Here is an 18,890-nt window from a genome sequence, read left to right as displayed (position 1 = left end):
AGATGGATATGTTGAGATCGCCATGGGCCAGGTGGGGCGCGACGCTGGGCTTTGCGCTCGGCGGCTTTTTCGACGGCATCCTGCTGCACCAGATCCTGCAGTGGCACCATCTGCTCAGCCTGGTTCCCGGCATCGACGACCTGCGCCTGCAGGTGTTGTGGGACGGCTACTTCCACCTGCTGATGTACGTCGTCGCGCTGGCCGGCCTGGTCGGTCTGTGGCGCGCGCAGCGGCGTGGTGGCGTGGACTGGGGCCGGCCGCTGGCGGGTGCGCTGCTGGTGGGCTTCGGTGTCTGGCACACGGTCGACGCGCTGCTGTCGCACTGGCTGCTCGGTATCCACCGCATCCGCATCGACAGCCCGAATCCGCTGTTGTGGGATCTGCTCTGGCTGGCCGTGTTCGGCATCGTGCCCTTGGTGCTGGGCTGGCGCTGGCTGCGCCGCCAGGGAGGGGGCGGTAGCGGCAAAGGGATGCGCAACGCCACCGCGGCGATGGCCCTGCTGGCCGCCGGCACGGTCGGCGCCGGCGCCTGGGCGCTGATGCCGCCGCCGGGTCAAGACCTGACCACCGTCGTGTTCCACCCCGGCGCCGGCCCGCGCGGGGTGTTCGCGGCGCTCGACGCGGTCGACGGCCGGCTGGTGTGGAGCGACCGCGCCATGGGCGTGGTGGTGGTGGCGGTGCCGCAAGCGCGCCGCTGGGATCTGTACCGGCACGGCGCGCTGCTGGTGAGCGGCAGCGGCGCGCCGGCCGGTTGTTTCAACTGGAGCCGGATCTAGAACAAATTCAGACCGCGATCTGCTGCAACAAATACAGCCGCTGATACAAGCCGCCCTCGATCCGCATCAGTTCCTCGTGCGGTCCGGCCTCGGTAATCTTGCCGTGGTTGAGCACGATGATGCGGTCGGCTTCGCGGATGGTCGACAGGCGGTGCGCGATGGCGATGATGGTCACCTTGCCGCGCAATTCTTCCAGGGCTTCCTGCACGATCTGCTCGGTGGCGCTGTCGATGCGCGAGGTCGCCTCGTCGAGCAGCAGGATGCGCGGCTCGCCCGCCAGCGCGCGCGCGATCGCGATCAGCTGCTTCTGGCCGGACGACAAACGCGAACCGCCTTCGCCCAGCTGGGTCTCGTAGCCGTCTTCCAGCGCGGCGATGAAGTCGTGGGCGTGGGCCGCGCGCGCCGCCGCCTGCAGGCGCTCGAGGGGCAGGCCGCGGCCCATGTCGATGTTCTCGCGCGCCGTGGCGGCCAGGATGAACGGGTCTTGCGGCACCAGGCCGACCTCGTTGCGGAAACGCTCGTTGCCGATGCCGGCCAGCGGCAGGCCGCCGATCTCGATGCTGCCTCTACCGGCCACGTAGTAGCGCAGCAGCAGCGACAGCAGGGTCGACTTGCCGCTGCCGGTGTGGCCGACGATGCCGAAGAAGGCGCCCTGCGGCACGTCGAGCGACAGGTCGTGCAGCACCGGCTGGCCCGCCACGTAGGCGAATTCCACGTTGCGCACCCGCACCGCCGGCGCGCCGGCGACGAACGCCGCTTCATCCTGCGCGCGCGCGGGATCGTGTTCCGGCGCGCCCGCTTCATCGAGCAGCGTGTTCACGCGCGCCGCCGCCACCACCGCCTGTTGCAGGCCGCTGAACTGCATCGTGATCTGGATGAGGGGCTCCACCACGCGCGCGATATAGCTGACGAAGGCGTACAGCACGCCCACCTCGACCGCGCCGATCTCGCGCTGGCCGAAGGCGAAGATCACCAGCGCCAGCAGGGCGACGTTGAGCAGGTCGAGCGCGGGCCGCAGCAGGAAGGCGTTGGCGCGCAGCTCGGCCACGCGCGCCGTGTAGTGGCTGCGGTTGGTGCCCAGGAAGCGCTCGCCGAAACGCACTTCGGCATTGCTGGCCTGCAGCACGCTCATGCCGCCGATCGACTCGGCCATCTGGGCATTGATGTCGCTGCGCAGGGCGCGCGCGCGGGTGACCGCCGGCGCCGACAGGCGCTGGTAGAGCCAGACGATGCCCACCACCGCCGGCACCAGGGTCAGCACGATCAGCATCAGGCGCCAGTCGAGCCAGGCCATCGCGATCATGGTGCCGACCAGGACGATCGAGTTGTCGAGCATGACGTACAGGACCTGGATGTACAGGGTCTTGACCGCCTCGGTGTCGTTGGTCACGCGGCTGACCAGCTGGCCGGTGATGGCGCGATCGAAGAAGGCCATCGGCAGGCGCAGCACGTGGCCATAGACCCATTCGCGCAGGCGCTGCACCGAGCGCATCGCCAGGCCCGACAGGCGGATCAGCTGCAGGTAGCGCACCCAGCTCGAGATCCAGCCGGTGACCACCAGGCCGCCCAGCAGCAGGGTCATCTGCGTCCAGTCGAGGTGGCGCGGCAGCAGGTGGTCGTCGATCAGGGCCTTGCCCAGCAGTGGCCCCAGGACTTCGAAGGCCGCGGCCAGGATCAGCCACAGCGTGGCGACGACCAGGTGGCGTTTTTCGGGGGCGGCGGCGCGGCGCAGCAGGCGCGTGGCCAGCTTCGCCTGGTTGCGCAATTCGCCGCGCTCCACGGACGTTGCGTCAGATTGCATCGAGGCTGGCCTCCAGTTGTTGGTAGCGCCACTGGCTGGCATACCAGCCATCCAGCGCGAGCAGTTGATCGTGGGTGCCGGCTTCGACGACGCGGCCGGCCTTGAGCACGACGATGTGGTCGGCCGCGACCACCGCCGACAGACGGTGGCTGGCGATGATGGCGGCGCGCCCCGGCTGCGCCTGGCGCAGCTCGGCCAGGTGCTCGAGGATGCGGGTCTCGGTGCCGGTGTCGACCGCCGACAGGGCGTCGTCCAGCAGCAGCAGGGAACTGGCGGCCAGCAGCGAGCGCGCGATCGCGACCCGCTGGCGCTGGCCGCCCGACAGGGTGATGCCTTTTTCGCCGACCGGGGTGTCGTAGCCGTGCGGGAAGCGCAGGATGTCGTCGTGGATGTCGGCCATCTGCGCCGCCGCGATCACCTCGGCGCGCGAGGCGCCGGGACGGGCCAGCGCGATGTTCTCGGCGATCGAGGCCGAGAACAAAAAGGACTCTTGCGGCACCCAGCTGGTCGCGCTGCGCAAGGCCGACAGGCGATAGGCCTCGAGCGGCTGGCCGGCCCATTCGGCGCGGCCGGCCTGCGGCGTGGCCTGGCGCAGCAGCACCCGCAGCAGGGTCGACTTGCCGGAACCGGTCGGGCCGACCAGGCCCAGGGTCTGGCCCGGTTCGAGGCGCAGCGACACCGCGTCGAGCGCCGGCTGGCGCAGATCCGCTTGCGCGCCGCCATAGGCGAAGGTGACCTTGTCCAGCACCAGCGCGCCCTGGCCGACCTGCTCGACCGTGCCGGTGTCTTCGACCGAGAGCGGGGCGTCGAGCAGCGGTTGCAGGCGCGCCAGGCCGGCGCGGCCGCGTTCGATCAGGGTCAGCACCCAGCCGGCCGCGAACATCGGCCAGATCAGCTGGCCCAGGTACATCGTGAAGCTGGTCAGGGCGCCCACCGTGAGTTCGTTCTGCCACACCAGGTAGCCGCCCAGGCCGAGCGTGAGGCCGGTGGCGGCGGTGAGCGTGAGGCCGACCGCCGGCTCGTAGGCGGCTTCCCATTTCTGCGCCGTCAGGCTGGCTTGCGCGGCGTTGCCGGCAAGTTCGCCGAACTGGCTGGCGCTGCGCCCTTCGAGGCCCAGGGCGCGCAGGGTGCGCACGCCGGACAGCGATTCCTGGACGTGATCGTTGAGGGCCGAGAAGCGCTTGAGCGCATCGCCTTCGGCCGTGTGGATATGGGTCGAGATATACCAGAACGCGAGGCCCATCAGCGGGAACGGCAGCAGCGCGACCAGGGCCAGGCGCCAGTCGACGCCCAGCATCATGATCCCCAGCACCATCACCAGGGTCAGCGTGCCGTCGAAGGCGGCCAGCAAGGCTTCGCCGGCCGCCATCTCGATGGCGTCGATGTCGTTGGTGGCCAGCGCCATCAGGTCGCCGGTGCGCTGGCGCTGGTAGAAGGCCGGGCCCTGCGCCGCCAGGCGCGCGTACAGGCGGGTGCGCAGCTCGACGCCCAGGTTGTAGGCGGCCGAGTACAGCCGGATGCGCCAGCAGACGCGCAGCACGTAGATCGCCACGCCCAGCGCGACCAGTTCGGCAATCCCGAGCAGCAGGTCGTGCTGGCCGAGGCGGTTGGCGGCGAGGGCATCGACCATGGCGCCGACCTTGCGCGGGATGAGGACGGTGCAGATCGCGACGCCGACCAGCATGACGGCCGACGAGGCATAGGATTGCCAATGCCGGCGTACGAAGCCGCCGATCAGCCTGGACAAACTCATTCGAAATCCTTGGAAATGCGCCCGAAAAAAAAGCGGGCCAGAGCCCGCTAGTGTAGTCGTTTTGCCTATCCGGCGCATTTCGCGACGCATTTCGCCGCCTTATTCGCGCATCCTGTCGCGCATCCTATTTGCGGCGCTTCGACGACGTGCCGATGCGGGTGACCGTGGTCGAATCCTTGTCCTCGACCGGAGCCGCGAGCGGTTGCGGCGCCGCTGCCGCCTTCGGCGCGCCCTTGCCGACGGCCTTGGCGATCGGCTTCTGTTCGGACACCGGAACGGGCTCGTCGAGGACGGTCGCCTGCACCTCTGCCGCGCTCGCGATCGGCTCGGGCTGCTCGACCACGAAGGGCTGCGGCGCGGCTGCCGCTTCGGGTAGTTGCTCGATGGCCCCCTCGATCTGCTCCGCGGCCTCTTCGGCGGCCTTGGCGGCGGCCTTCGGGGCTTCCTGCACGACCTCGGCGATCGGCGCTTCGCGCATGACCGACGCGAGCACGGCCGGCGGCGCGGCTGGCGACGCGGCCTCGGCCGCGATCGTGCGCAAACCGTATGGCTGGGCGTTGGCGGTGATGTTGGCCAGTTCGCGGCCATAGTTGAACAGGCTGCGCACCTGTTCCTCGGCGTGGGTGCGCAGCACCAGCAGGTCGCGCGGCTGGGTCGCTTCGATCAGCTGGCGCAGGGTGTGCGAGGAGCGCTCGACCGAATCGCGCGAGGCCGACAGGTTGAGCGACATGAGGCGGCTGGCGTTGTCCAGCGCCTGTGTGGCGAAGGTATTGAAGAAGCGAAACTGCGCATCCAGCTGGGCGCTCAGTTGCCTGGTAGATGCTGCGGACAATTGCTCGGGAAGTGAAGTCATTGGATTTCCTATCGGTCAGTATGGCGCGCTGCAATATCGACCAGTGTACCCACGATTTGCTGGGGTTGCAAAGCACAAAGATGGCTTATTTACCAAGGGTAATATTGCATCGCAGCATTGTTTGATTTTTCTCAAGGACCATGTGCCCGAATTGCTACAATTTACCGATCAATAAGGGAGTTGATATGGATCTCGTGATTCGCAACGCGACCTTGCCCGACGGCCGGCAAGACATCGATATCGGCATCGCCGACGGCCGCATCGCCGTCCTCGCGCCACGCCTCGCTGCCCGGGGCGCGCGCGAAATCGATGCCGCCGGCGACCTGGTCAGTCCACCCTTCATCGACGCCCATTTCCACATGGATGCCGTGCTGAGCTATGGCTTGCCGCGCGTGAATCGCAGCGGCACCTTGCTCGAAGGTATCGCCCTGTGGGGCGAGCTCAAGCCGGCGCTGACCCAGGACGCCCTGGTCGAGCGCGCGCTGCGCTATTGCGACTGGGCGGTGGCGCGCGGCCTGCTGGCGATCCGCAGCCACGTCGACGTCTGCGACGACCGCTTGCTGGCGGTGGAAGCCCTGCTCGAAGTCAAGCGCCGGGTGGCGCCTTACCTCGACCTGCAGCTGGTGGCTTTTCCGCAGGATGGCCTGCTGCGCAGCCCGACCGCCTTCGACAACCTGAAGCGCGCGATCGCCATGGGCGTGGACGTGGTCGGCGGCATCCCCCATTTCGAGCGCACCATGGCGCAAGGCGCCGAATCGGTGCGCCTGCTGTGCGAGTTCGCGGCCGAGCGCGGGCTGCGCGTGGACATGCACTGCGACGAGAGCGACGATCCGCTGTCGCGCCATATCGAGACGCTGGCATACGAGACCCAGCGCCTCGGCCTGCAGGGCAGGGTGGCCGGCTCGCACCTGACCTCGATGCACTCGATGGACAATTATTACGTGAGCAAGCTGCTGCCACTGATCGCGGAAAGCGGCGTGGCGGCGATCGCGAACCCGCTGATCAACATCACGCTGCAGGGCCGCCACGACACCTATCCCAAGCGGCGCGGCATGACCCGCGTGCCCGAGCTGATGGCGGCCGGCGTCGACGTCGCCTTCGGCCACGACTGCGTGCTCGATCCCTGGTATGGCATGGGCTCGGGCGACATGCTCGAAGTGGCGCACATGGGCCTGCACGTGGCGCAGATGACGGGGCTGGAGGCGATGCAGGCCTGCTTCGGGGCGATCACCGAGACGCCGGCGCGCATCCTCGGGCTCGAAGGCTATGGCCTGGCGCCGGGCTGCCATGCCGACCTGGTGATCCTGGACGCTGGTTCGCCGGTCGAGGCGATCCGCCTGCGCGCGGCGCGCCGCCTCGTGCTGCGGCGCGGCCGGGTGGTGGCCGAGGCGCCGCCAGCTGCCAGCCGCCTGTATCTCGATGGGCGGCCCGATGGCGTCGACTTTCGGCTGCCTCAAAGCAACAAGCCCGCAAACCAGGGTGCTCCGTGATTATTTGTGAGATTTCAGGCAAAATAACTGACCGCCGAGTTCTGGCATTTGCATACTGATTGTTGTGAGAGATATTGAAATCCGTCCCGCCGTGGAAGCCGACTTCGAGGCGATCTGGACCATTTTTTGCGCCCACCTGATGGCCGGTGAAAGCTATGTCTTCACCACCGCGACCTCGCGCGAGGCCGGCCATCACTACTGGCTGGGCCAGGGCGTGCACAGCTTCGTCGCCGTGAGCGCGGCGGGGCGCGTGCTGGGCATGTACCGGCTGGTGCCGAACCAGGTCGGGCGCGGCCACCACGTGGCCAACGCCTCCTACATGGTCAGCCCGTCGGCGCAGGGCGCGGGCATCGGCCGCCTGATGGGCGAACACAGCCTGATTGAAGCGCGCAGCCAGGGCTTCCTGGCGATGCAGTTCAACCATGTGGTCAGCACCAATGCCGCCGCCATCGGGCTGTGGAAGAAACTGGGCTTTTCCATCGTGGGCACGCTGCCCAAGGCCTTCCGCCACAAGCGCCTGGGCTATGTCGACGCCTACGTGATGTACCAGCTGCTGCAAGACCCCGACCACTGGCCGACCGCGGACGAGTAGCAAAAAGTCAATCACCAGGCGTATGATCTCGGCCATGACCGAGATTCTCACCACCGACCGCCTGCGCCTGCGCCTCGTCACCCATGACGACGCCCCGTTCTACCTGGCGCTGGCGAACGACCCCGCCTTCATCGAGCATATCGGCGACCGCAAGCTGCGCACCGTCGACGCCGCGCGCCGCGGCCTGGACGAAGGACCGATCGCGATGCAGGCGAAATACGGCCATTCGCTGTACCTGGTCGAGCGGCTGGCGGACGGCGCGCCGCTCGGCCTGTGCGGCCTGGTCAAGCGCGACACCCTGGAACACGTCGACATCGGCTATGCCTTCCTGCCGGAGCACCGTGGATGCGGCTACGCCTTCGAGGCGGGACAGGCGGTGGTGGGCCTGGCAGCGCGGCTGGGCATCCGGCGTCTGGCGGCGATCGTCGCCCCCGGCAATGCCGCCTCGATCGCGCTGCTGCAGCGCCTGGGCCTGCGCCTCGATCGCCGCGCCAGCCTGGCCCCCGGCCAGCCGCAGGTGGACGTCTACCTGGCCGATCTGGATGGTTGAGTAGCGCACCTTGCGCGGATATCGACAGTGATACGATGGCGCATCCACGACGCCCACCTTAGCGAAACGACCCCGATGCCATCCACCGCGCTGCCGCCAGAGGCCCATTTCTACATCGTCCTGAATGCGGGTTCCGGGCATTCCGAGACCGAGGAGCGCATCTCGACGATCCGCGAGGTCATGGACAAGTCGGGCCGCGTCTGCCACCTGGAAGTGGTGGGCAATCCCGAACGGCTCGAAGACATCGCGCGCGAGATGGCCGGCAAGGCGCTCGCCAGCGGCGGCGTGCTGGTCGCGGCCGGCGGCGACGGCACCATCAACACGGTCGCGCACCAGGCGGTGCTGGCCGGCTGCCTGTTCGGCGTGCTGCCGCAAGGCACCTTCAATTACTTCGGCCGCACCCACGGCATCCCGGAAGACCTGGCCGAGGCGGTATACGCGATGCTGCGCGCCGAAGTAAGACCCGTGCAGATCGGCATGCTCAACAACAAGATCTTCCTGGTCAATGCCAGTGTGGGCTTGTATCCGGCGCTGCTCGAAGAGCGCGAGCACGACAAGCGCGAATATGGCCGCAGCCGCCTCGTGGCCTTCTTGTCGGCGATCAAGATGGCGCTGCGGCCGCACCGCCACTTGCGCATCACGCTCGAACTCGACGGCAAGGAAAAACGCTTGCGCACCACGACCTTGTTCGTGGGTAATAATCGACTGCAGATGGAGCAGGTCGGGATGGAAGACCTGACCGAGGCGGTGCAAGAGGGTCAATTGGTGGCGCTGGCGCCCAAACCGATGGGCAAGCTCGGGCTGCTGGGCCTCTTGATCCGCGGCGCTTTCGGCAAGCTCGGCGCGGGCGACGATGTCGTCGCCTTCGCGTTCAAGAGCATGACGGTGCGCACGCCGTCGTTCTATGGACGCAAGCGCCTGAAGGTGGCGGCCGACGGCGAGGTGAGCAAGATGGCGACGCCGTTCGAGTTCAGGGTGCTCGAAGGGCGGCTCAAGCTGCTGGTGTCTTCGAGCGGACGAGGCAAGCCGCGTCCGGTCGAGGGCACGTTCGAGACCGCGTGACGCTTATTTCACCCGCAACAATCGCACGCCGTAGATATCGAACCGGTTCGACGGCTCGGCGCCGCCGGCGCCGGTGAAGCTGCGGTTACTGTCGAGATAACTCATATTGTAGAAGTCCGTCATCTCCAGATGGTAGCTGCCCGCCTCGATGCGCGCCGCCAGCGGCGTCGAGTACACGCTCGGCGTGTCCTTCTGCAGCAGCGGCGCATGCGGCAGCTGGATCACGCCCTGGGCCACGACGCGGCCACTGCCATCCTTCAGCGCCAGCCATTTCACGCCGCCGCTGATGCCCAGGTTCACCTGGTTGGCGCCGTTGTGGTAACGCACCTGGAGCCGATAGTCGCCTGGCTGCTCGATGCGGATGCCGTCGACGGCGAAGCGGTCGCCCGGCTTGCCCCAGTCCTTGAGGTGCGGCTGGGTGAAGCGCGCATCGGGCGCCGTCACCTTCAGGTTCGAGGCGATGCGTGCGTCGGTCACGGGAATCTCGATGCCCGCGTCGACGCAGCGCGGCTGGCTGTGGTGGCTGACGTTGCCGCTGTCGGTGTACACGGCCTCGACCGCATAGCAGGCGGTGGCGCTGGCCTTGCCATCGGTCCAGGCCCCGGCCGGCAGCCTGTCGGCCACCAGCTTGCCATCGCGGTAGACGCGGTAGCGCACGGCGGCGGCATTGCCGTTGGCGCCGATCCGCAAGGTGACCGGACCGGAGGCCGCGCGCGCCAGGCCGTCGATGGTCGGCTCGCGCGGGCCGAAGACGGCGCTGGCTTCTTCATGGGGATTGGCGTTGACGCGGCGGATGTCCTGCTGGCCGGCCACCAGCTTGCCGAGCGTGATCTCGATGCGGTTGCTGTCGGCCAGGTCGGCCAGGCGGATGCTGCCGGCGACCTGCTTGCCGTTCAGGACGATGCGCTCGACGGCGTAATAGCCGTCTTTCTCGCTCGCGGCAGGCAGTTGCAGGCGCACGTCGATGCGCTTGCCGTGCAGGCGCAGGTCGTGCAGCGCGATCTCGTTGGTGGCGCCGAAGGTTTCGCGGCGCAGTTTCGACGTGACGAAGGGCCGCAGCGCGATGCCGTCGTCCAGCGTCTCCACGCCGAACACATTCTTGACCACCATGCCGAGATAGCCGCCGACCGACCACAGCTGGCGGCGCGAGTTGATCACCGGGCCGCTCAAGGCCGGATTGTGCTCGTCGAGCAGCAGCGGCTGGCCGGAGAGCCACTCGAGGTTTTCCATATTCGACAGATTGACCGCCGCCCCGCGCATCAGACCGGCGTAGGCCAGGTCGGCCACCGCCGTGTTCTTGCCCTGGCTCGCTGCGCGCAGGCCATAGGCGGTCACGAACGGCCAGCTCGAGCGGTTGTGGTACACCGGCGCGCCAATCTGCTGCGGCCAGATCATCGGGGCGCCCAGCGGGCCGTGCGGATAGCGCGCCAGGATCGAACGCGCCTGGCTGTCGTCGGCCACGCCGCTGACGATGGCCAGCGCCTGTCCCAGCCAGTCGAACTTGTGCAGCGGCGCGTCGTCCAGGTGGCCGGCGGTGAGGCTGCTGTACATGCCCTCGTCCTTCAGCCACAGGCGGTCGTTGATCGCGCTTTTCAGCGCTTGCGCCCAGCGCGCGTAGCGCTGCGCCTTGTCGTCATCCTGGTGCTCGCGCGCCAGCTTCGCGGCCAGGTTCAGCGCCTGGTACATCACGACGTTGGTCGACAGCGCCTTCGAACTCGCCATCGAGGCCAGGTCGCCCGGGATCCAGGCCGCATACGTCTGGTCGCGCCAGTCGAGGAAGGATTCCTCGCCCGTGTACAGGCCGGACATCGGATCGAAGGCCGCCACGCGGTCGATCTCGATCGTGTTCGACAGCGCTTTCAGGGCGCGCGCCGCGAATTGCGCACGCTCGGACGAGGGCAGGGTGCGCAGCGTTTCCTCGGCCGCCAGGGCCCAGGTGAGGCGGTCGGTGCTGACCGGCCAGCTGCCGCCGCTGCCGGTGTCCTGCACGATCTGCAGGCCGTCCGGCGTGCCCGGGATCTGCGCCGCGGCGGTGATGTCCGGGCGCCAGCCCGAGAGCTTGAAATCGAGCGAATTGCGCACCCGCTGCGGGTCGAGCAGGGCCAGGCCCAGGTCGGCCGCATACGACAGGTCGCGGGTCCAGACGTAGGCCCATTTTTCTCCGGTGGCGAAGCAGTCGCAGTCGATCGCGTTGCCGCCGTTGTAGTTGCCGTCCTTGATCTGGCTGACCGAGTTCTGGCGCATCTCGCGGCCGGCCAGCGCGAACAGGGCGTCGAAGGCCAGGTTGCCGCTGCGTACGCGCGGCAGGCCGTCTTCTTCGGCGTATTCGACGTGCTGCGGACCGGGATCGCGCAGCAGCATGGTGCTCGACTGGACGTAGCGGCGGAGCGGCGCATCCGCATCCGGCGTCGAGTAGCGCACGGTCTCGACCTTGCCGTCCCAGGTCGGCCATTGCTGGGATGCCTGGGCCGCGTGGCCGGCATGCGGATCGGGGCCGCCGCCGCGCTGGGCGTCGGCGATGCGCGTCACCTTGAGCGCGGGCCTGGCGGGATTACGCGCATCGATCGTGAAGCGATAGGTGCCCGGCTGGCGCACGAACAGGAAGGTCTCGGGACCGGACTGCCGCGCCAGGCGGTAGTCGGTATCGGGCTTGACGCTGGTGCTTCGATCCGGATCGATCACCCATTCGGCGCTCCAGTCGCCGGTCCCCAGCTTGAAGGCGTGGTTGCCGGGCATGACCTCGACGTCGGCCTGGTAGATGCCGTCGCCCCTGGCCGCCAGCGGACTGGCCGTGCCCCAGCCGTTGAAGGCGCCGCGCACGTACAGGCCGTCGATGTTCTGGGCAAGGACGTGGGTTGGCAACATGCTGCAGGAGAGCAGGGCGGCCAGGGCGATGGCATGGCGCTTCATCGCGGCGCGTCCAGCTCGAGGACGATGGCCGCGCGCGGCGCCAGCACCAGCTTCTCGCGCAAGTCATAGGTCTTGCCGGTCAGCGCATCGGTGCCGCCGGCCACGCCGGAGAGCATTTCGCGGAAGCGGTCGACGTCCAGCGACATCTCCCTGGCATTGTTGTTGAAGGCGACCAGCACCTTCTTCTCATCGTTGTAGCGGAAGTAGACCCAGGTATTGTCCTGCGGGCCGTAATGCATCATCTTGCCGTGATGGATGACCGGCTGGCCCTTGCGCCAGTTGGCCAGCTTGCGTACGAAATCCTGTGCAGTGCGCTGCTTGGTCGTGAGGCCGACGCCCTTGAACGCATCGACCTTGTCGCCGGCCCAGCCGCCCGGGAACGGCGTGCGGTAGGTGGCGTCGTTGCGTTCGCCGACGGCGCTGGTCATCAGGATCTCGTCGCCCGTGTAGAACTGCGGGATGCGCGGCGCCGTCATCATGAAGATCATCGCCATGCGGTACTTGTCGAAGTCTTCGCCCACTTCGCTGTAGATGCGCGACATGTCGTGATTGTCGGCGAACAGCACCAGGTTGCCCGGCTCCGGATACAGGTAGTCGAGCGACAGGGTCTCGTAGACGTCGGTGAAGACGTTGCCGCCTTTCTTGTCGGCCAGCGCCTTGCGCATCGCCTCGGCCACCGGGAAGTCCATCAGGCTTGGCGTATAGGCCTGGAAGCCGTCGAAGTTCTGCTTGCCGCGCTGCCAGTAGGCCACCACCGGCACCTTGGTCGACCATTCCTCGCCGACCAGGTTCAGGTTCGGGTATTCGGCCATCAGGCGCTTCGTGTACTCGCCCAGGAAGGCTTTGTCGGAATAGCCGAAGGTGTCGATGCGCAGGCCTGACAGGCCCGCGTACTCGATCCACCAGATATTGTTCTGGATGAGGTAATTCGCTACCAGCGGATTCGACTGGTTCATGTCGGGCATGCTCTTGACGAACCAGCCGCGCGTGAAGTTGTCGGCGTCTTCCTTCGAGCCGTACGGGTCCTGCACCGCCGTGTGGTAGTGCTGGGTCGGCACGAACTTGTCGGTGTAGTTGATCCAGTCCGGCGCCGGCAAGTCCTTCATCCACCAGTGCTGGCTGCCGATGTGCGACAGCACCACGTCCTGGATGATGCCGATGCCGTGCTTCTTCGCTTCCTGCGACAGGCGCTTGAAATCCTCGTTGCTGCCGTAGCGCGGGTCGATCTTGTACAGGTCGGTCGCCGCATAGCCGTGGTAGGAGTAGCCCGGCATATTGTTTTCGACCAGCGGCGTCGGCCACAGCTGGGTGAAGCCCATGCCGGCGACGTAGTCGAGGCGGTCGATGATGCCCTTGATGTCGCCGCCGTGGCGGCCCAGCCCGCCCTTGCGGTCGAGTCTGTCGGGCATGCCGTCGACGCTGTCGTTGGACGGGTCGCCGTTGGCGAAGCGGTCCGGCATGATCTGATAGATCGCATCCTTGCTGGAAAAGCCCTGGCGTTCGGCGGAGCCCGCTTCGCGCTCCAGCAGGCGATAGGTGTAGCTGGCCGTGCGGCCCGCGCCCTTGAAGGCGATGTCGAAGCTGCCGGGCTTGACCTTCGGGTCGAGCGCCAGGTCGATGAACAGGTAGTTGCGGTTCGGGGTGCGGGTCACCGAGGCGATGCGCACGCCCGGATACGCCAGCGACGGGTCCAGGTCGGCGATCTTGTCGCCATACACCATCAGCTGCACCTGGGCGTGCTGCATGCCGGCCCACCAGAAGGGCGGCTCCATGCGGGCGATGTCGGAGGTCTGGGCGTGGACGGCGAGCGAAGCGCCGCCGAGCACGAGGCTGGCGAGGAGTTGTCTCATGATTATGGGGCGCTGCTATCGCTATCATAGGCCAGGTAGTAAGACTACAAACCTATGCCGGAAGAATGCGAAACGGGCGCAAAGTGTTGTTGTGTTGGCGAAAGCGTACTATAGAAATCAGCTGCCAACAATCAATACACCGGTCCTGCCTCTAGTAGAACTACGGTCGAGAACCTTTACTGAATCTTAAGATTTCCTTTAGAAACGGTGCAAATATTGCGGCGGCACGGCGAAATGCGCGGATTTTCGTAGCCCAGTTACAACGCGCGCGACACTGTTTTTTTCGAAACCTGCGATCATGCTCAATACACACAGTTTTCCGACTGCAAGATCTAGTTTTAGTACAGCAGCGTAGTCGGGGGCTGATAAAAATTGTCGGGCAATGAGCCCCGCCTTTCACCGAGGAGACACATGAAAGCTACCGCCACCAGGCGCGCCGGCAAGTCGGCGCGTACCGCATTCCCGTTGAACCCGTTCGCCGCGGGCTGCGCCGTCCTGCTGTCGGCGCTGGCTGGCCAGGCCTTCGCGCAGGCATCCGGCAGCGAAGCGCAGACTGCCGTCGCGCCGAACACCCCGACCGCCGCCGCTACCGGCGAAGTCATCGCCACCCCGGCCCCGGCCCCGAGCGTGTCCACCGTCACCGTGACCGGCATCCGCCAGGGCATCGAAGCGGCGATCTCGGTCAAGCGCAATTCCAATTCCATCGTCGAAGCGATTTCGGCCGAAGATATCGGCAAGCTGCCCGATTCCTCGGTGGCCGAATCGATCGCGCGCCTGCCGGGCGTGACCGCCCAGCGCAGCCGCGGTTCGGGACGCGCGTCCGAGATCTCGGTGCGCGGCCTGTCGCCGAGCTTCAACGGCACCCTGCTCAACGGCCGCGAAATGGCCTCGACCGGTAACGCCCGCAATCCTGAATTCGACCTGTTCCCGTCCGAGCTGATGGGCGGCGTGGTGATCTACAAGACCCCGGACGCGAGCGTGATCGGCTCGGGCCTGGCCGCGACCATCGACCTCAAGACCGTGCAGCCGCTCGACTTCGGCAAGCGCGTCGTCGCCGTCAACTACAAGAAGAGCCGCCTGGGCGTGCGCACCGCCGAAGAAGGCGATGGCGACCGCTTCTCGCTGTCGTACATCGACCAGTTCGCCAACCGCACCTTCGGCATCGCGGTCGGCCTGACCTCGTACGACGAGACCGGCGGCGAACAGCGCAAGTTCGACGCCTGGGGCGGCAACACGGCCGAGCTGCCGTACAACGGGCAGAACGTGCGCGTGCCGACCGGCTTCACCGCCGACACCGAGACCGGCTACCACAACCGCGACGGCGCCTTCGCCTCGCTGCAGTGGCGCCCGAACCGCAACTTCCGCTCGACCCTGGACCTGTTCTACTCGGCCGGCGAAACCGGCTTCAAGCGCACCGGCCTGGAAGGCGCGATCGGCAACAACGAATCGGGCCGCTACGACCCGGTCGGCGTGCTGCAGGACGTCACGGTCTCGAACGGCATCGCCACCAGCGGCACCCTGACCAACTACAAGGCCGTCATCCGCAACCACATCGAAGCGGCCGAGGACGACCTCAAGACGGTCGGCTGGAAGAACGAGCTGAAGCTGGGCGATTGGAATACCAGCGCCGACCTCACCTGGTCCAAGGCGACCAAGCTGAGCTCGCGTTATGAAACCACCGCCGGCCTGCCGGGCAACGCCGCCAACCTGGACACGATCTCGTGGACCGGCTTCAATGGCCTGAACTACGCCGATGTCGCCTACCGCACCGGCCTGAATTATGCCGATCCGAACGTCGCCCAGCTGACCGACGTGAACGGCTGGTCGGGCACCGCGGCCGAGCCGCTGGCGCAGGCCGGCTACCTGGCCCAGCCCCATATCGCGGACACGCTCAAGGCGATCCGCCTGAACGCCAAGCGCAACGTCGAGTGGGGTCCGGTCTCGGCCTTCCAGGTCGGCTACAACTTCACCGACCGCGAAAAGCGCCGCACCGGCGAGGAGGGCCGCCTGATGATCGTCGGCGGCGACCTGTACGGCGCCGTGCCGATGCCGGGCAGCACCCCGAACACCGCCGGCACCACCGGCATCCCGGTCGCTTCCTGGAACCCGCTCGGTTCGCTGGGCGCCGTGTACGAGCTGGCCGAGAAGGTCAATGCCGACATCTTGACCAAGCTGTGGGACGTCAGGGAAACCGTGCAGACCGCCTATGTGATGGGCGACCTGAACGGCCAGCTGTTCGGCTTCGACTACCGCGGCAACGTCGGCACCCAGTTCGTGCACACCAAGCAGACCGGCGGCGGCTACAACAGCGGCAACTGCACCGGCGAGACCGCGGCCTCGTGCCCGGTGGTGCGCGCCGAAGACACCGCCGACTACTGGAACGTGCTGCCGAGCCTGAACCTGTCGTTCGACCTGAACAACGACCAGGTGCTGCGCATGGGCGTGGCCAAGGTGCTGTCGCGTCCGAGCCTGGACGACCTGCGCGGCGGCATCGGCTTTGGCGTGAACACCAGCGTGGCCAACCCGTTCATCAGCGGCGGTGGCGGCAACCCGCTGCTCAAGCCGTTCGAAGCCAAGTCGTTCGACCTGTCGTACGAAAAATACTTCGCCAAGAAAGGTTATGTGAGCGTGGCCGGCTTCTACAAGAAGCTCGACAGCTTCATCTTGCGCACGCCGTCGGAATACGACTTCGCGCCATGGGTCACGTCGACCACCCCGCTGCCGACCTCGGGAACCTTCGAAGGCTCGACCATCGGCGTGCTGAATCGTCCTGAAAACGGCGAAGGCGGCCGCATCCGCGGCTACGAGCTGGCGGTGAACGTGCCGCTGGACATGGTGCACTCGTGGCTGGACGGCTTCGGCGTGCTGGCCAACCACTCGTACACCAGTTCCGCGATCGACATCCCGGCGCTCGGCTTCGGCAACGTGCAGACGGCGGCGCAGTCGATCCCGCTGCCCGGCCTGTCGCGCAAGGTCAGCAACCTGCGCCTGTACTACGAAAAGAACGGCTTCCAGATCGCCGCCGCGGCGCGCAAGCGTTCGGACTTCCTGGGCCAGTCGCCGGACTTCTCTGACACGCTGCAGTACACCTTCGTGAAAGGCGAGACCATCGTCGACTTCCAGGTGTCGTACGAGATCCAGAAGGGCTTCGCCAAGGGCCTGTCGGTGTTCGCCCAGGCGAACAACTGGAACAACGCGCCGTACCAGGAGTACACGGACAATCCGGATTCGATCACCCGTCGCGTCGTGTACGGCCGCACCTACCAGTTCGGCGCCAACTACAAGTTCTGATCGCAGGCAGGCAGGACTACAATGCAACCCTCGCGGCCTTCGGCCCCGGGGGTTGTTTTTCTTGGAAGAGACGGCAGGAATAGAGAATATGGAAAACCAGGCAATCAAGGACATCGTGATCGTCGGCGGCGGCACCGCCGGCTGGATGACGGCGGCGGCACTGAGCAGCATGCTCAATGGCCGCTACAATATCCGGCTGGTCGAGTCGGACGAGATCGGCATCGTCGGCGTGGGTGAGGCGACCATCCCGATGATCCAGCGCTTCAACCGCGTGGTCGGCATTGACGAGAATGAATTCATGCGCGAGACGATGGGCAGCTTCAAGCTGGGCATCGAGTTCGTCAACTGGGGCAAGCTGGGCGAGCGTTACATGCACGGCTTCGGCCGTATGGGCCAGGACCTGGCCACCGTGCCGTTCGAACAGTACTGGCACAAGATGCGGGGTCTAGGCAAGGCCGCGCCGCTCGAGGAATACTCGATCACGCGCATGGCGGCCAAGGCCGGCAAGTTCATGCCGGCGCGCCAGGACGTGCCGAATTCGCCGCTGCGCGACATCGCCTACGCCTACCACTTCGACGCCAGCCTGTACGCGAAGTACCTGAGAAAGCTGTCCGAGGCGCGCGGCGTGGTGCGCATCGAGGGCAAGATCGCGCGCGCCACCCGGCGCGAGCCGGACGGCTTCGTCGATGCGGTCGAACTCGACAACGGCCAGCGCATCGAAGGAGAATTGTTCATCGATTGCTCGGGTTTCCGCGGCTTGCTGATCGAGCAGGCGCTCGAGACCGGCTACGAGGACTGGACCGGTTGGCTGCCGGCCGACCGCGCGCTGGCCGTGCCCTGCGAATCGGTGCCGGCCATCACGCCGTTCACCCGCGCCACCGCGCACAAGTCGGGCTGGCAGTGGCGCATCCCGCTGCAGCACCGCACCGGCAACGGCCATGTGTATTGCAGCCGCTTCATCAGCGACGACGAGGCGGCGGCGACGCTGCTGGCCAACCTCGACGGCCGCGCGCTGGCCGAGCCGCGCCTGATCAAGTTCCAGACCGGGATGCGCAAGCGGGCCTGGAACCGCAACGTGGTGGCGATCGGCCTGTCGAGCGGCTTCCTGGAGCCGCTCGAATCGACCAGCATCCACCTGATCCAGTCGAGCATCGCGCGCCTGGTCGAGCTGTTCCCGGACCGCCGCTTCAGCGACGTCGACCGCGAGGAGTTCAACCGCCAGTCGCGCTTCGAATACGAGCGCGTGCGCGACTTCATCATCCTGCACTACCACCTGAACCAGCGCACCGACTCGGCCTACTGGCGCGAGTGCGCGAACATGGCGATTCCGGAGACGCTGCGCCAGAAGATGGACCTGTACCGTTCGCGCGGCAAGGTGGTGCGCGTCGATAACGAGCTGTTCTCGGAAGTCGGCTGGCTGCAGGTGTTCGAAGGGCAGAACATGCCGATCGACGGCTACCACCCGCTGGCCGATACCCAGTCCGAGGCAGACATCGCCGACTACATGGAAAGCGTTCGCGAGGTGATCCGCAAGTGCGTGGACGTGATGCCGTCGCATGACGAGTACATCGCCAGGCATTGCGCGGCGCGCAAGGCCTAGATTTTCTTCAAGCCGGCAGCACCAGGTGGCCGCCCGGTTGGGCGGCTTTTTTTTCGTCTGCATCCAGCCCGGGCCGACAGTCAACCTTCTATTTGTAGCAAATTTTCAGTGTTCCACCAGCAATCCAAACGATCTGAATGATTTACTACGAGATATGCACCACGATGGTGCATTGTGGCAATTCCATGCTGGTTTTTAGGGCATTTGTAGCGCGACTACAGAATCGATGAATTGCCATGTAGCTCATAAACAACGGAAAAACCTTGGATTTACGGCCTGTTAGGCAAAAACGTGCCATGATCATTGCTACAAGTAACTCCCGTTGACAGTGCATCTAGTTTTAATACAGAATCCCGGCCAAC

12 protein-coding genes are annotated in these 18,890 nt (G+C 66.4%); 7 read left to right on the top strand and 5 right to left on the bottom strand.

Features of this window, described 5'->3' with window-relative positions; genetic code table 11:
* Positions 1-8: 8 nt before the first annotated feature.
* The gene (locus ABIB42_RS16225) at positions 9-776 is read left to right on the top strand and encodes a DUF2243 domain-containing protein (RefSeq protein WP_071361531.1); all 768 of its coding nucleotides are present in this window, start codon (positions 9-11) and stop codon (positions 774-776) included.
* 7 nt (positions 777-783) lie between these two features.
* Here the strand turns inward: ABIB42_RS16225 and ABIB42_RS16220 are convergent, their stop codons facing one another.
* The 3 genes from ABIB42_RS16220 to ABIB42_RS16210 form a co-directional block, all read right to left on the bottom strand.
* The gene (locus ABIB42_RS16220; RefSeq protein WP_005665615.1) at positions 784-2,577 is read right to left on the bottom strand and encodes an ABC transporter ATP-binding protein; all 1,794 of its coding nucleotides are present in this window, start codon (positions 2,575-2,577) and stop codon (positions 784-786) included.
* Positions 2,567-4,330 carry an ABC transporter ATP-binding protein gene (locus tag ABIB42_RS16215; protein WP_005665617.1) on the bottom strand — a complete coding sequence of 588 codons (1,764 nt, stop codon included), beginning with the start codon at positions 4,328-4,330 and terminating at the stop codon, positions 2,567-2,569. The genes ABIB42_RS16220 and ABIB42_RS16215 overlap by 11 nt, the downstream gene beginning before the upstream one ends.
* A gap of 124 nt (positions 4,331-4,454) precedes the next feature.
* Entirely contained in the window at positions 4,455-5,183 is a 729-nt protein-coding gene (locus tag ABIB42_RS16210; RefSeq protein WP_005665620.1) for a phasin family protein, read from the bottom strand.
* A gap of 185 nt (positions 5,184-5,368) precedes the next feature.
* Between ABIB42_RS16210 and ABIB42_RS16205 the strand changes: the two genes are divergently transcribed.
* The 4 genes from ABIB42_RS16205 (at position 5,369) to ABIB42_RS16190 (ending at position 8,877) form a co-directional block, all read left to right on the top strand.
* A complete protein-coding gene (locus ABIB42_RS16205; RefSeq protein ID WP_005665622.1) occupies positions 5,369-6,673 on the top strand; it encodes an amidohydrolase family protein in 1,305 nt (434 codons plus the stop codon).
* A 64-nt stretch (positions 6,674-6,737) separates the two neighbouring features.
* A complete protein-coding gene (locus ABIB42_RS16200) occupies positions 6,738-7,265 on the top strand; it encodes a GNAT family N-acetyltransferase (protein ID WP_040775250.1) in 528 nt (175 codons plus the stop codon).
* A gap of 34 nt (positions 7,266-7,299) precedes the next feature.
* Positions 7,300-7,815, top strand: coding sequence for a GNAT family N-acetyltransferase (locus ABIB42_RS16195; RefSeq protein ID WP_040775904.1), 516 nt, complete (start codon positions 7,300-7,302; stop codon positions 7,813-7,815).
* 75 nt (positions 7,816-7,890) lie between these two features.
* Positions 7,891-8,877 carry a diacylglycerol/lipid kinase family protein gene (locus ABIB42_RS16190; protein WP_005665625.1) on the top strand — a complete coding sequence of 329 codons (987 nt, stop codon included), beginning with the start codon at positions 7,891-7,893 and terminating at the stop codon, positions 8,875-8,877.
* 3 nt (positions 8,878-8,880) lie between these two features.
* Here ABIB42_RS16190 and ABIB42_RS16185 read toward each other — a convergent pair whose 3' ends face one another.
* Both ABIB42_RS16185 and ABIB42_RS16180 read right to left on the bottom strand, forming a co-directional pair.
* The gene (locus ABIB42_RS16185; RefSeq protein ID WP_429248643.1) at positions 8,881-11,787 is read right to left on the bottom strand and encodes an MGH1-like glycoside hydrolase domain-containing protein; all 2,907 of its coding nucleotides are present in this window, start codon (positions 11,785-11,787) and stop codon (positions 8,881-8,883) included.
* A complete protein-coding gene (locus tag ABIB42_RS16180) occupies positions 11,784-13,637 on the bottom strand; it encodes a glycoside hydrolase family 13 protein (RefSeq protein ID WP_429248642.1) in 1,854 nt (617 codons plus the stop codon). The genes ABIB42_RS16185 and ABIB42_RS16180 overlap by 4 nt, the downstream gene beginning before the upstream one ends.
* Before the next feature lie 411 nt (positions 13,638-14,048).
* Between ABIB42_RS16180 and ABIB42_RS16175 the strand changes: the two genes are divergently transcribed.
* On the top strand, positions 14,049-16,928 hold the full coding sequence (locus tag ABIB42_RS16175) for a TonB-dependent receptor (RefSeq protein WP_219861126.1): 2,880 nt from the start codon (positions 14,049-14,051) through the stop codon (positions 16,926-16,928).
* A gap of 88 nt (positions 16,929-17,016) precedes the next feature.
* Complete coding sequence (locus ABIB42_RS16170; RefSeq protein ID WP_219861124.1) at positions 17,017-18,528, top strand: tryptophan halogenase family protein; 1,512 nt, start codon at positions 17,017-17,019, stop codon at positions 18,526-18,528.
* Positions 18,529-18,890: the final 362 nt, after the last annotated feature.

Origin of the sequence: Massilia sp. UYP32 (assembly GCF_050434365.1) — a bacterium.
Classification (GTDB): domain Bacteria; phylum Pseudomonadota; class Gammaproteobacteria; order Burkholderiales; family Burkholderiaceae_D; genus Telluria; species Telluria timonae.
This window is presented reverse-complemented; position numbering and strand designations above follow the sequence as displayed.

Coding starts and splice junctions, on each gene's coding strand:
- ABIB42_RS16170 (WP_219861124.1), top strand. CDS start 17,017: ATGGAAAACCAGGCAATCAAGGACATCGTGATCGTCGGCGGCGGCACC.
- ABIB42_RS16220 (WP_005665615.1), bottom strand. CDS start 2,577: ATGCAATCTGACGCAACGTCCGTGGAGCGCGGCGAATTGCGCAACCAG.
- ABIB42_RS16195 (WP_040775904.1), top strand. CDS start 7,300: ATGACCGAGATTCTCACCACCGACCGCCTGCGCCTGCGCCTCGTCACC.
- ABIB42_RS16180 (WP_429248642.1), bottom strand. CDS start 13,637: ATGAGACAACTCCTCGCCAGCCTCGTGCTCGGCGGCGCTTCGCTCGCC.
- ABIB42_RS16190 (WP_005665625.1), top strand. CDS start 7,891: ATGCCATCCACCGCGCTGCCGCCAGAGGCCCATTTCTACATCGTCCTG.
- ABIB42_RS16175 (WP_219861126.1), top strand. CDS start 14,049: ATGAAAGCTACCGCCACCAGGCGCGCCGGCAAGTCGGCGCGTACCGCA.
- ABIB42_RS16185 (WP_429248643.1), bottom strand. CDS start 11,787: ATGAAGCGCCATGCCATCGCCCTGGCCGCCCTGCTCTCCTGCAGCATG.
- ABIB42_RS16210 (WP_005665620.1), bottom strand. CDS start 5,183: ATGACTTCACTTCCCGAGCAATTGTCCGCAGCATCTACCAGGCAACTG.
- ABIB42_RS16205 (WP_005665622.1), top strand. CDS start 5,369: ATGGATCTCGTGATTCGCAACGCGACCTTGCCCGACGGCCGGCAAGAC.
- ABIB42_RS16225 (WP_071361531.1), top strand. CDS start 9: ATGTTGAGATCGCCATGGGCCAGGTGGGGCGCGACGCTGGGCTTTGCG.
- ABIB42_RS16215 (WP_005665617.1), bottom strand. CDS start 4,330: ATGAGTTTGTCCAGGCTGATCGGCGGCTTCGTACGCCGGCATTGGCAA.